The 13,427-nt window shown below is 38.4% G+C and carries 14 protein-coding genes; 10 read left to right on the top strand and 4 right to left on the bottom strand.

Annotation, left to right across the window (positions count from 1 at the left end; all coding sequences use genetic code 11):
• The first annotated feature begins 19 nt into the window (after positions 1-19).
• Complete coding sequence (locus NQ503_RS16945) at positions 20-1,120, top strand: glycoside hydrolase family 172 protein (RefSeq protein WP_005423676.1); 1,101 nt, start codon at positions 20-22, stop codon at positions 1,118-1,120.
• A 105-nt stretch (positions 1,121-1,225) separates the two neighbouring features.
• Here the strand turns inward: NQ503_RS16945 and NQ503_RS16940 are convergent, their stop codons facing one another.
• Positions 1,226-2,983, bottom strand: coding sequence for an IS1634 family transposase (locus tag NQ503_RS16940; protein WP_005423678.1), 1,758 nt, complete (start codon positions 2,981-2,983; stop codon positions 1,226-1,228).
• Between the two features lie 272 nt (positions 2,984-3,255).
• Here NQ503_RS16940 and NQ503_RS16935 point away from each other — a divergent pair, with 272 nt between their 5' ends.
• The 9 genes from NQ503_RS16935 (at position 3,256) to tnpA (ending at position 10,433) form a co-directional block, all read left to right on the top strand.
• Complete coding sequence (locus tag NQ503_RS16935; RefSeq protein ID WP_005423682.1) at positions 3,256-3,420, top strand: type II toxin-antitoxin system antitoxin; 165 nt, start codon at positions 3,256-3,258, stop codon at positions 3,418-3,420.
• 395 nt (positions 3,421-3,815) lie between these two features.
• A complete protein-coding gene (locus tag NQ503_RS16930) occupies positions 3,816-4,292 on the top strand; it encodes a sigma-70 family RNA polymerase sigma factor (protein ID WP_005423684.1) in 477 nt (158 codons plus the stop codon).
• A gap of 82 nt (positions 4,293-4,374) precedes the next feature.
• Positions 4,375-4,563 carry a helix-turn-helix domain-containing protein gene (locus tag NQ503_RS16925; protein ID WP_005423686.1) on the top strand — a complete coding sequence of 63 codons (189 nt, stop codon included), beginning with the start codon at positions 4,375-4,377 and terminating at the stop codon, positions 4,561-4,563.
• Between the two features lie 129 nt (positions 4,564-4,692).
• On the top strand, positions 4,693-5,532 hold the full coding sequence (locus NQ503_RS16920; RefSeq protein ID WP_173716689.1) for a helix-turn-helix domain-containing protein: 840 nt from the start codon (positions 4,693-4,695) through the stop codon (positions 5,530-5,532).
• A gap of 1 nt (position 5,533) precedes the next feature.
• Positions 5,534-6,934 (top strand): tyrosine-type recombinase/integrase, encoded by a 1,401-nt coding sequence (locus tag NQ503_RS16915; protein ID WP_005421624.1) that lies wholly within the window; start codon positions 5,534-5,536, stop codon positions 6,932-6,934.
• A gap of 983 nt (positions 6,935-7,917) precedes the next feature.
• Entirely contained in the window at positions 7,918-8,343 is a 426-nt protein-coding gene (locus NQ503_RS16910) for a GNAT family N-acetyltransferase (protein WP_005423693.1), read from the top strand.
• A 28-nt stretch (positions 8,344-8,371) separates the two neighbouring features.
• On the top strand, positions 8,372-9,100 hold the full coding sequence (locus NQ503_RS16905) for a class I SAM-dependent methyltransferase (protein WP_005423694.1): 729 nt from the start codon (positions 8,372-8,374) through the stop codon (positions 9,098-9,100).
• Between the two features lie 301 nt (positions 9,101-9,401).
• Complete coding sequence (locus NQ503_RS16900) at positions 9,402-9,638, top strand: DUF6061 family protein (RefSeq protein WP_005337278.1); 237 nt, start codon at positions 9,402-9,404, stop codon at positions 9,636-9,638.
• 324 nt (positions 9,639-9,962) lie between these two features.
• Complete coding sequence (gene tnpA, locus NQ503_RS16895; protein WP_005423698.1) at positions 9,963-10,433, top strand: IS200/IS605 family transposase; 471 nt, start codon at positions 9,963-9,965, stop codon at positions 10,431-10,433.
• Positions 10,434-10,772: 339 nt separating this feature from the next.
• On the opposite strand, the gene NQ503_RS16890 is transcribed toward tnpA, so the two are convergent.
• Genes NQ503_RS16890 through NQ503_RS16880 form a run of 3 tightly spaced genes read right to left on the bottom strand, consistent with a single transcriptional unit; the run spans position 10,773 to position 13,372 of the window.
• Positions 10,773-11,690, bottom strand: coding sequence for a sensor histidine kinase (locus NQ503_RS16890; protein WP_005423700.1), 918 nt, complete (start codon positions 11,688-11,690; stop codon positions 10,773-10,775).
• Positions 11,691-11,709: 19 nt separating this feature from the next.
• The gene (locus tag NQ503_RS16885) at positions 11,710-12,465 is read right to left on the bottom strand and encodes an ABC transporter permease (RefSeq protein WP_005423701.1); all 756 of its coding nucleotides are present in this window, start codon (positions 12,463-12,465) and stop codon (positions 11,710-11,712) included.
• On the bottom strand, positions 12,458-13,372 hold the full coding sequence (locus tag NQ503_RS16880; RefSeq protein WP_005423704.1) for an ATP-binding cassette domain-containing protein: 915 nt from the start codon (positions 13,370-13,372) through the stop codon (positions 12,458-12,460). The genes NQ503_RS16885 and NQ503_RS16880 overlap by 8 nt, the downstream gene beginning before the upstream one ends.
• Positions 13,373-13,427 lie beyond the last annotated feature (55 nt).

Below are 13,427 nucleotides of genomic sequence, written 5' to 3'. Positions count from 1 at the left end.
ATTGTAGGAGGAAAAAGAAATGAATGGATTTGGTGGTATTTCAGATCTGACGACAGCAAAAAGAGGCAGAAGCCGTTCTGTCAATGCAGAAAATCCGACAGGCGAAAAAGGAAAGGGCGGGATGGCACCCAGCAATCTGGGACCTTCCAGAAAAGGTTCTCCGTGTCTGCGAAACCTTGCTTCCGGAAGCGTGACAACGCTGGCAGATATCAAAGGGCCGGGCGTGATCAATCATATCTGGATCACGGTAGCAGATCAGACGGAAAAGGACTATTATGTTCTGCGCGATCTGGTGCTGCGGATGTACTGGGATGATGAGGAGACACCTTCTGTGGAGAGCCCGCTCGGGGACTTCTTCTGCTGCGGCTTTGCCAGGGACTGTATCGTCAATTCCCTTCCGATCTGCGTGGTTCCGGCGAGAGGTTTTAACTGCTATTTTCAGATGCCGTTCGGAAAGCGGGCAAGGATCACACTGGAAAATCAGCACGAGACAGAGCTGGAGTGCTTCTTTTATCAGGTTGATTATCTGGAGCTGGATGAGCAGCCGGAGGATACCTTATACTTCCATGCACAGTGGCGCAGGGAGAAGCTGACGCAGCTGCAGAAGGATTATACGATTCTGGATGGCGTGAAGGGACGCGGACATTATGTCGGCACGTATATTGCCCATACATCACTGGAGCGTTACTGGTATGGCGAAGGTGAGATGAAGTTCTATATTGACGGAGATGAGGAATATCCGACGATCTGTGGAACCGGGATGGAGGACTATTTCGGCGGCTCCTGGAGCTTTGCAAAGCAGGTGGACGGGAAGACGGTGGAGCAGAATTACAATACGCCGTTCCTCGGATATCCGTATTATTCCACACACGATGAGCGGGCCTGGAGTGCGTATCATAATGATGATACACTTCCGCAGCGTGGCTTTTATCGCTGGCATATTCTGGATCCGATTCTGTTTGAGGAGGATCTGCGCGTGACGCTTCAGCAGATCGGAGGCTGCCATAAGGGAAATTTTGAACGGCAGGACGATGTGGCAAGCGTGGCTTACTGGTATCAGAGCGAGCCACATCAGGCGTTTGCTCCGCTTTTGAAAAAGGAAGAGCGCTGGCCGAGATGAGTATGGAAGCACATTTTCTTCATTTTGGTTTGACAAAATAGTGCGTTTCCGCTAAGATAGCAGGTATGTAACCTGACTTCCGTCGTTTCTCTCAAAACCTAGTACTCAGTTATCAATTAGCATGGTGAACTCAAAGATATTTTCGATCTCTTTTTCTGTCAGATACAGTGCATCGAGATTGGTTAAGCCGATAAGGTTTTTGATTTTTTCATTAACACTTTGGTTCTGAGAAATATTGATATAGCTTCCGTCGCCTTTGTCAATAACCCTGAAGTCACGCATAAAATTTACAAGATCATAGGAATTGATTTTATTTTTGAAACATTTGATTTCCAGAATCTTTAAAAGAAACAAACTAAGGTAGCAGATTAAAAAATGCCCATAGATTGTTTCTTTTTTTTGCACATAAACAGGCCGGGCATCCAGATAAGATTTGGTTATACGGAAGGACTCTTCTATTTTCCAGAGGTTGTGATACGTGTGGTATACCTGTGAGGGTTCCATATCTAATTCAGATGTTACCAGGAGATTATACCCTGCGTATTTCAGATCCTCGTCAATCTTTGCCTGGTTGATTTCAATTACCGGTTTTTTACTTTTTCCATCTTTATCTGTATTTGTGATCTGTATGTATTTAACGGAATCTCCCAGATCCTCCCGTGCCATTTTTTTATAAGTGGTATAGTTGGTAGCTTTGTCAACCATTTTCATGATTTCAGCTTTTTGCTTCTGGGCAAGGGAAGGGTTATAGGAAACGATGCGTTTTTCTTTTACACGGAAAGAGATTACTTTTTCTTCACCGGTTTCGGGATTCAATTCCTTGAATTTATAAGAAAAAGTATCTACACAGGATTTTAAGCGGAATAGAAGTTTCCCGTTTTTATCCCGGTAATCCGTATAGACATTGGCATCATTTTCAAGAAGCAGCCATTGTTTTTCTTTTTCACTCAGTCCTTTTCCATGGACAGATTTTGAAAAAATGTATCCGTCCCTGGCTTCTATGACAGCAGCATAAATGTTCCTTGCACAGTTTAACCCTTTATCTGCAACCTGTACGGTTTTCCCGGTAACTTTATAACGCTCCTTCATTTCCTGTATGATTTTTCGGATGTACGGTTTCTCTGACTCATTTCCGGGATACATCTGCATGGCAAGCGGAACCAGGTCTGCATCCAGAAGCAGTGCCTGGCCAATGATCGGTTCATGCCTGTTTTCTTTGGAAGGCCCCTTTTGTTTATCTTCCTTTGGGAGGTCAATTTCAAAATAATAGTTAGTGCAGTCAAAAAAAACACTGCTGAAATCCCGCCTGTAATGCTCTTCATAGCAGTGGTTGAACAGTTCAATATATTTTTTATAGGATTCCCCGATGAAAGCACAGCCATCATAAACCTGATCCTCGGAAATAGGAACGCTATGGTAAAGACGCGGGAAGACCGTAGATACTGTTTTGGATTTTGAACAGGGATAAAGGATCCGTGCATAGATCAGCTGTGCAATCATATCATAAAGGTTAAACTGGAACCGTTTTTGTAACGCAAGGATATCGACGGTCTCTTTTACGTTCAGTTCTGAAAGAAGAGAATCGACAAGGAAGTAACCAATGTTTTTTTCAAGCTGTGTGGCAAAGACCCGGGGACGGGTTTCATCGGCAACCGAGGCCGCGTGTTCCCTGTTTTTTTCCGCCACGTATTTTTGGTAATAAGAAACAGGGTCTGGGATCTCATCGGAGATAAGCTCTGAGACGTAACCAAAGCTTTCAATATTTCTTGAACGGGGCTGCTTTTTTTCTTTATCCCAGAAACTTTCATACATCTGGAGATAGAGCCCTTTTTTCTTTTTATCCTGCCGTAAATAGTATGCCATATGCCCCTCCTGATAGAGTACTATGTAGTACTATTATTATACAACATACCGAAAAAAATTTTCAATAAAAAAATGCCCTGTAAGGACATTAAATTTTCCAGTAAAATCAAGCCTTTTAAGATATTTGAGCAATCTGAAATGCATTGGAAGAATTGAAAACGTCGGAACTTTCATAGTACTACGACGGAAGACGGGATTTTACCATGTTTTGTACTTAAAATGTACTCGTAACATGAACTTATTTTGTACTTATCAAATGGAGAGGAAGCCATATGGAAAAAGATAAACACCTTGGTCTTCGGATTGATTCTGAGACGCACGGAAAACTGAAAAGTCTTGCTGAATTTGAGGGGCGTTCTATCAATGGAGAAGTGCTGTATCTGATTCGTCAGGCAATTGCTCAACATGAGAAAAATCATGGCACATTAAATAAATAGGAAGATCATACATCGGGCTGGTGAGTTCCGGTGTATTTTTATGCCAATTTAAAAAGTATCAAATGATGATACTTTTAGAGGAATCAGTGATACTTTACGGTAGGTATTTGAGATACCCTTGATACTTTGGACTGTTATACTGATTATGCTGGAAATAAAAGAATAGCAGGAAAACTTCATATGATTATTAGAAAAGCTCTTTCGGGTTAGCACCCCGGAGGGGCTTTTTTTGTTGCCCTGAAATTTTGATTTCCGGCCAATAAGCCACAGGTCTGCCTGATCTGGTGGCCTGAAAGGAAATCAGTACGCATGATCAGAGACATCAGAAGGAGTCGGTCTCCTCCGCTCCTGAATTTGGAACACGAAACAGATTTCAAATTCAGGAGGAACGGACGATGTATGTAGAGCATCCATATAAATTCAATGACAAATTTTATGCAAAAGTTGATGGAAAATTTTATGAAATAACCAGAGAGGTAGCCAAGGCAATGCTTTCCGCTTACCGTAATGAGATTTACAGAAGTAAAAAGTGGCAGCCAGAAGATCCGGAAACCATGACAAGAAAAACAAAGTGGACGGAGCTGTTAGATTGTGTTTTCAGTGAGAATACAGATGGAATTGGAGTGCAGGACTTACCAGATGAGGGACAGCGGAGCGTAGAAGATCTGGTAATTCTGCAGGCTGAATCAGCAGAACTGCATCAGAATATCGCAAAGCTGTCAGAACATGAGCAGTTTATTATCAAATCCATCTACTTTGAGGGCATGAAGCAGGTAGAACTGGCAAAAATACTGGGAATTTCAAAGGTTCGGATGTCTCAGAAGGTCAGCGCAATCTTAAAGAAAATGCGGAAAATGTATGAAATGGGTTAAAGAGTGGGAACGGCACTCTTAACTTTTTCACGAGTTTTGTATTTAGAAATAAAATCAAAACAGATAGAAAGAGAGTGAAAATATGGCAGAAAAAAGATGTTATACGGTGAAAGATTTACAGGAAATGCTGGATGTCAGTAGATCAACGGTCTATAAGCTGTTGAGACAACATGAGTTCCGCTGGATTCAGTTAGAAGGCGGTGGATACCGCATTTCCAAGAAGAGTTTTGACGAGTGGCTGGATAAAGGAAATGCTTCTGTGACATCCTAAATTTTTTGCGAATTGTGAGATATGATTTAAGAAAAATAAATGGAAGGAGAGTGAAACAAGGCAGTGATACAAAGAGTTGGATCGCCGGCAAAACCCCGAAAGTGGATGAGTGTCCACGAGATGGGGGATATGCTGGGATTAAAGAAGACGGATCGTTACTGGCTGGTTCATAAAAACTATTTTCGGACAGAAACATTGCTTGGAAAGATGAGGGTTGAAATAGCCAGTTTTGAAAAGTGGTATGCCAATCAAGACTGGTATCACAAAGTCAATGGAGAAGCACCGGGAAAGGAGTTGAGGCTCAGATCTTATTCCCCAAAAGAAATACAGGAAATGCTGGGGACGGACAACGCAACGGTATATGAGATATTGAAGAAAAACAATATTGAGACAGTTACCGTGAATGAAAGAATGCGAGTGCCGACGGATGCCTTCTGGGACTGGTATTACAGCCAGTCCAGATACCGTACACAGGAAGATCGTAAGAAAGATGCAGCTGCAGAGGCAGCCAGTCTCAGTATGCCGGAAATGGCCCGGCTGCTTGACGTTCCAAGAAGTACCGTATATGGAATCCTGAGCAGTAAAAAATATGCCCCATTGCTGGACGTTATTGTAATTGCCGGACGGAGAAGGGTGACAAAGGAGAGCTTTGAGCGATTCTTGCAGGCACAGGATACCTATGAGCTGTTTAATTTTGAATATGAAGAATTGGAGTTGAAAGAAAAACGGGAATATGAGAATTATAAGCGAAGATGCCTTGCAGAAGCAGATCACAGCCAGGAGAAAAAATGTCTGGAGTATCTGACAGTGCCGGAAGCGGCAGAACTGGCAGGAGTGGAGCCTGCAACCATAGCTTATTGGTACACCACAGGAAAAATCTCGGTCAGAAAAACAGGAAAGATTATTCGTATTCCAAGAGAAGCATTTGAACAGTGGTTATTGAAGCGGAAGGAAAAGGGGGTGGTATAGCATGGCTTCGATACAGAAGAAAAATAACAAATATTGTGTCGTATATTACTGTAAAGATACAGAGGGAAAACGGAAACAGAAATGGGAAACGTATGATACGAAGAACGAAGCTAAAATAAGAAAAGCAGAAATCGAACTGAAAGAGAAAAAAGGCGGTATTATCGTATCGAACTGTAAGACGTTGGAGGATCTGATAAATGAGTATGTAGAACTGTATGGAAAAGACAGGTGGGCATTGTCTACCTATGACGGGAATATGTCATTGCTGAAGAATTATATATTGCCTATCATTGGGAAAACTCCACTGACGGATATCAATACCAGATTTCTGGAGATTTACTATAAGACTCTGACAAAGACGCCATCCGTTCCAGACTTGAACGGAAATGTCAGAAGCGAGTTCGTATCTACCAGTGTAATCCGTGATGTACATAAGCTGCTGAAGAGTTGTTTTAATCAGGCTGTGAAGTGGGATATCATGGAGAAGAATCCAGCATTTAAAGCGACGGTACCAAAGCATAAATCAGAGAAACGGGTAATATGGGATGCAGAGACCTTTGCATATGCTCTGGATGTGTGTGAAAATGAGTGCCTGAAATTGTGTATGAACCTTGCCTTTGCCGGTTCTCTTCGAATAGGAGAACTACTGGGGCTTACCTGGGACTGCGTAGATATATCAGAAGAAGCGATCAAAGAAAACCGGGCGTATCTTTATGTAAATAAGGAAGTACAGAGAGTCAGCAAAAAAGCGTTAGAGGAATTAGACCAGAAAGATGTGATCGTCATATTTCCAGAGGAGCGGAAAACGAATAAGACGGTACGCATTATGAAAACACCAAAAACAGAAAGCAGCGTGCGGAAAGTGTTTTTACCCAGGAGCGTAGCTGAAGAACTGATTGCATGGAAAGCACAGCAGGAGGAGATAAAGGATATTTTGCAGGAAGAATACCAGGACTATGGCCTTATCCTTGCTACTGAATATGGACTTCCAAGGGGCGGTGCGTATATCAGAGATTCCCTGAATAAGCTGATCAAACAACATGATTTACCACAGATTGTGTTTCACAGTTTCCGGCATATGAGTGTTACCTATAAGCTTAAGCTGAACGGCGGTGATATAAAGGCGGTACAGGGAGATTCTGGTCATGCACAGGCAGATATGGTTACAGAAGTATATTCGCATATTATAGATGAAGACAGACGGCGCAATGCGACACTGTTGGAAGATTCCTTTTATAACAGGAAGAATCTGAATCCGCAGATCCATGATACAGAAAAGAGGACGATGATGGAAGTTCCAGAAGGAGTGGACGCAGAGTTACTTGCAAAAGTTCTCAGCAATCCGGAAATGGCTGTGTTGCTGACATCATTAGCAAAATCAATGCAAGGGGAACATAATTAGGATAAAAGCAGACCGGTGGAGAGCAAAATCTCTGCCGGTTTTATTTATGAGATCAAATCAGAGCATGTGAGAAAAAAGAGGTAAAATAGTGGTCAAAGCATCTTGCGTAAATGGCGGTATCTGATGTATAATTTAGAAGAAATCTGACAAAGAAAATAGTGTATCACACATTTCATTTCCCGCTTTTAAATGGGCAGGATAGTTGGATTTTATGATTTGAAAAATTATAGATGGAGTTGGCGCTTTATATTAGAAGCGTACAATCATTTTCTCAGAAAATGTAAAAATCCGGAATAATTTTCAATGATCTTATATGAACAGAAATAGTCCGGGAAGGCGCTTTTTTACTGGACTTATAAATGAATAGGTTGTCTCTGTTGGACTAGTCTGAACCTGCATAAAAGTTGCTCCTAAGCGAGGGGTCGGAGGTTCAAATCCTCTTGGCGACGGGCTTCAAAGCGTTCGAAAATGTTAGCTGGATTAGCTGACAACGAACGCTTTTCTTATTTTCTAATCACGTTCGTGACATGAAATTCCATTCAAAATGATCCATTTCCAGCTAACACAATCCGATTTTTGTTAGCTGACAGCTAATCAAAATCACCAGTTTGCAAACATGGTTTTTAGGAAGTCTAGCTAACATTTGGGTTCCGCTCTGTTGTCACCCCGTATTTGGGGATGTAAATCAGAGAAAAGGCGGGAAAAGAAACAATCTCTCCCAAACCTGCAAACATAAATTAGCTGAAACAGTATACAATTCTATTAGCTATAGCTAATAGGTTGACGGGAGGCCAAATGGCAATACCGTTAAACATGGGTGGATCTTGCTCTTATTTGTATCCCTCTATATAACGAAACGCTCAGAGACTGTTTTACAGTGGGGGAAAAGAAAAAATATCAAAAAATTGATGATAATGGTGAGCTTGTGATAGAATGGAAAAAAGAGAAAAGCATAAAGTATGTAGTTGTGGAGAATATTTGTTATGATTAGAAAATTACTGAACGGAGATATCGATAGAGTTGCTGACATATGGTTAAAGACAAATCTGAAAACACATTATTTTATTTCCAATCAATACTGGAAAAGTAATTATGAATTAGTGAAAGAAATGATGTTACAATCCGAAGTCTATGTGTATGAAGATGATAAAATGATTCAAGGATTTGTAGGATTAAATGATGAATATATCGAAGGTATTTTTGTCTCTGATGAAATGCAGTCGTGCGGCATCGGTAAGCTTTTATTGGATTATATTAAGGATAAAAAAGTTAGATTACAATTAAATGTATACCAGAAGAATGCCAGAGCAATTTCTTTTTACCAAAGAGAAGGGTTCATTATTCAATGTGAAGGTTTGGATGAAGCTACTGGTGAAAAAGAATACACCATGCTATGGAAACAAAAATAGAAATCGGAAGTTATGGAGGTAATTATCAATGAGAAATATTTACGATAATAGTGAATTTTTTGCCGCATATGCGGAAATGGGAAGAAGCAAAGATGGTCTGAAAGCTGCTGGAGAGTGGCATCAGTTGCAACCGTTATTTCCTAAATTACAGGGAAAAAAAGTTTTGGATTTAGGATGTGGTTACGGTTGGCATTGCAAATATGCCGCACAAATGGGAGCTACTGAAATTCTTGGTATTGATAGTAGTCAAAAAATGATTGCAAAAGCAGTAGCTGATAACTCTGATGACAAAATCAAGTATAAAGTTTGCGGTGTTGAAGAATACATTTATCCTGAAAATACTTATGACCTAGTTGTTTCTAACCTGGTACTGCACTATATCGAAAATTTAGCTAATATTTATCAAAAGGTGTATTGCACATTAAAAGTAGGTGGGTATTTCCTATTCAATATTGAACATCCGACTTTCACCGCAGGTGTTAATGAGGATTGGATTTATGATGAAAATGGGAAACCTAAATATTGGCCAATCGACAATTACTATTACACAGGCGAAAGAGAAACCAATTTTCTTGGTCAACGAGTAATTAAACAGCACCACACATTAACGCAGATATTGAATCCACTTATAAAATGTGGTTTTCAAATTGAGGCTATTGAGGAAGCAATGCCTCCGGCAGATATGATGGGTATGCCGGGAATGTGTAATGAAATGCGTAGACCTATGATGTTGTTGGTTAAGGTTAAAAAGGTTTAATAAACAACTTCCAGTTGATATTTCACTTATTTTAGGAAATTTAATAACTGTTATATTTGATTATCAAATTCTTCGCAAACCCTTGAAAATACTAAGTTTGTAGCAAGTGAACTTTCCCTTACTCTTTCCCTTGTGTTATATCCTCCCATTGGTTTTCATGAACTTTAATATGGGAAAAATTAAGGGAAAGAAAATTTCATAACACATTATAACATATAACAATAGCGACATGGTGAACTGATTGAAATGTTTTCGATATTTAACTCTGTAACTGATTATAAAAAAATGGAGATAAGATACGATGAGAACAATTTATGCAAAATACAACATAAACCACGATAGTATTGATGTTTACACAAGTGCCGGATATATGCTTCGTATTGATTGCTGGGAAGCTGAAAAAAATCTAAAAACCACATACAGATCAGAATGTGCGCTTACTTCATTGGCTGTGGATGAACCTTTGGAATATGCGAGATTATATCTTAATGGTAATTTACAGATGTGGGTGGATGCAGAAGATTCACTTGAATTATAGGCAATTTAAACAAAAGTTTATATCTGATTTTCGATTGGAAAAATGAACGAGATACAAGCAAGGCAAGAGACTCGTTAACACAGATATTTTTTACATAATCAAAGTGGCAGGGGAGAAATCTCTGCCGCTTTTCTTCTTGTTAGGGCAAAGCCCTGTTTACCATTGTGTAGTTTTTCGTTGATCCGAAAAACGGAACTTTGGGAAACAAATAAACCACCTGCTATGCAGGTGAGTTAGGAATGCTTCAGCTTACAGTAAAAAACCTCCTGTGTTACAATAATGTTGGTTCGCCAACCGCATTAAAGGACAAAGGAGGTTATCCAAATGGATAGTAATAGTTTATCACATACAAAATGGAATTGTAAGTATCATATTGTATTTGCACCAAAATATAGAAGAAAAGTAGCATATGGAAAAATAAAGCAGGATATAGCGAATATTTTGAGTATGTTATGTAAGAGAAAAGGTGTAAAAATTGTAGAAGCGGAAATATGTCCAGATCATGTACACATGCTAGTAGAAATTCCACCGAGCATAAGTGTATCGTATTTTGTAGGGTACTTAAAAGGAAAAAGTACACTTATGATATTTGAAAGACATGCAAATTTAAAATATAAATATGGAAATAGACATTTCTGGTGTCGAGGATATTATGTAGATACGGTAGGGAAAAATGCAAAGAAAATACAGGAATATATAGCAAATCAGTTACAAGAAGATTTGGAATATGACCAGATGACACTGAAAGAGTATATTGACCCGTTCACGGGTGAGCCAGTAAAACCGAACAAATAAAAGAAGCCCTTTAGGGCTTAGTGGGTAAATGATGTTGCGCTTGGCGAACCTATTTCAGTGAGTCTTTAGACTCCAGTGCCGGTAATAGACCCTTATAGGGTCAAAGCAAGCCACCGGCTAAGCCGGTGGTCTTGACTAGTAGGACCATTCATAATTCATTTATTGATATTATTCCTTTGAACGAGTATCCTCCTACGCCACCATGTTTGTGTTAGAATATTATTTGCACGAAAGATGGCGGCTTTGAAACCGCCATCAAGTTTTTTATGTGAATAAGCAATGTAATACACCTACTTTATAAGCGTTTTTTTTAACCACCAAAGCAGGTTCATCAGTTTTTTATCCTTTTTGCTTAGGAAAGCACACTACAATTTCAAAAACATTATTATTTAGAGAAGCACTGATAGAACCGCCCATTTTCACAGTTAAATTCTTTGCTATCGTGAGACCTAAACCAGTTGTTTTGCGAGAACGAGATAAATCTGTTGTATAAAAGCGATTAAATATTTTATCTATATCAGATTCACTTATGCTGTCAGTAATATTCTGAAAAGAAAAGTAATAATATTCATTATTATCATAAGATGAAAAATGATAATCACTTTTCCCATGTGACAAGGCATTAGAAATGATATTTTCAAAAATTCTGGTTACTGCTTTTTCATCTCCATAAAATGGAAAAGAAATCTCTGCAATACTTAATGCTGGAATTATTTTGCGTTCCTCAAAAGATTTAAAAAAGGAAACTGCAACAGAGCGTAAAACAGCATTTAAATCAAATGTAGTATAAGAAAATTCCATTTCATCAGCTTCTATTCGTGCAAATTCAAACAACTGATTTAGTAACTGATTTAAAACATTCAATCTTTCATTTATAACAGCTGCTGCATCTAAATCTTCCTCGGACAACTCCGGCGATTGTAGAAGCATTTGGGTATATCCTTGAATAGCAGTCACAGGTGTTCTAAGATCATGAGCTAAATTTGTAATTGTTTCTTTGATTGCCTCATCCTTTTTTTGTAATGAATATACTTGTTTGTGGTAAACTCGAAGCAATTCATTTAAAGCATTTACAAGATCGGTTATATCGGAAGAGGGAAAATCTAATGTCAATTCCGCATGGGTAAATGAATGTAAAAGTGTTTGCAATTTCTGGCTTAACCGGGTTACCTCCCTACGATGAAGCAAGTAAAATGATAAAACAATAATAAGAGATAGTGTCACAATGATAGCATATATTTGAAGTACCACACTCATAACATTATCCCTCCCTGCATTATGTAATATCTCTTTTCTTGAAAATTGTTCCTATAACTCCACCAAATATAATCATATAGGCGAAGAAAATGATAATTGCGGTTGGAAGCCATTGAACTGCCATATCTATTCTTGTTTTATTGATATTACTAATTGCCCAAAAAATTGTGATGTTATATCCTAAGCCCAAAATACTTTCCAATCCATGAAGAACCAGATAACCAAAAAATATAAGCAAAGCATTAACTGCCATGCTAACTGAACTGTTTCTTATGAGAAAAACAAGTGAAATTGCGAGCGTTGATACAGCCATATGATATAATGCCTCACAGAATATGTAGGACACTATATTGCTAATGTTTGTAAAAGTAAGACCGCTTATTTCAAAAAAAATTTTATTACATAACAAACCAATTAAAAAGGCAGACACCAAAAAAAAGAATGATACAATCCAGCCAATTACAAATTTTGAGAAGAAGTAACTCCATCGTGACAGACCTTTTTCTATATAATGTTTTACAGTCCCTTGACGAAAATCATTTGAGAAATAGTAGCTGCAAAAAACAATCAAAGGGAATACAACCGGGTAATAATTAAAAAAAGAATCCCAGTAATTTGCAGAAACTTCTGTACCTACCAAATATTCCCTCATGCCAATCGTTGCTTTTTGTGCATAAGCACATAAGAATATCCATCCTGTCATCATAAGAAAACATACTTTCAAGACTTTTCCATGTATTGCTTTATAAAAATCAGCTCTAATTAAATTAAGCATTGACTATGCCTCCTCTCATTTTTTCATTAAAGTAATCTTCCAGTGACTCCTTTGTTACAGTACATTCATCAACAGAAATTCCATGATTAACCAGTAAGGAGTTTACAATTCCGGGATTGTCTACATATTCAAAAATCCGAATATTATTATCGGAAAGAATTTCGTAGTTTTTAGTATGGAGATTTTTCTCTATTAAAATAGCGGCCTGTGCAGTATCTGATGCCTTAATTTTTAAACAACATTGACATTTTTCATTTAATTCTTTTGCAGTGATTTCTTCAATCAGCTTGCCATTTTTAATAATGCCGTATTTCGTTGCAATTTTTGACAATTCCCCCAAGATATGACTGGAAATCATAATGGTAATATGTTCTTCCCTATTTAGTTTTAATAAGAAATTCCTCATATCTTGTATTCCAGTCGGATCTAAGCCATTGATAGGTTCATCAAGAATCAGAAAATCAGGATTTCCCAACAAGGCAATGCCAATGGCTAAACGCTGTTTCATACCTAATGAAAATTTTTTGACAATTTTATTTTCATATTGTGACAGACCCACCTGCTTTAAAATTTGTTGTACAGATTCTTTGCTTGACAGTCCATATGCATTTCTAAATACTTCCAAATTTTGTTTTGCGGTTAATTCTGCATAAAGTGCCGGAGATTCAATCACACAACCAATACGATAACGCTCAGTCTGGGGAACAAAATTTCCAAATAGTTCAATAGAGCCTTCTGATGGTTCAACCAAACCTGCAATCATTTTCATTAAAGTAGACTTACCAGCACCATTTTCTCCAATCAAGCCATATATTTCGCCTTTTTTAATAGAAATGGATACTTTATCAACAGCATAATAATTTGTGTATTTTTTAGATACTGTGTTCGTTCTTAGTATATATTCCATGATATATCCCTCCTTGTGGTTTTAGTGTAAGGGATAAGTTTAAGTAAATTATTTT

This window comes from Blautia obeum ATCC 29174 (assembly GCF_025147765.1).
GTDB lineage: Bacteria > Bacillota > Clostridia > Lachnospirales > Lachnospiraceae > Blautia_A > Blautia_A obeum.
The sequence above is the reverse complement of the archived record's forward strand: the minus strand, read 5'-3'. Positions and strand labels throughout refer to the sequence as shown.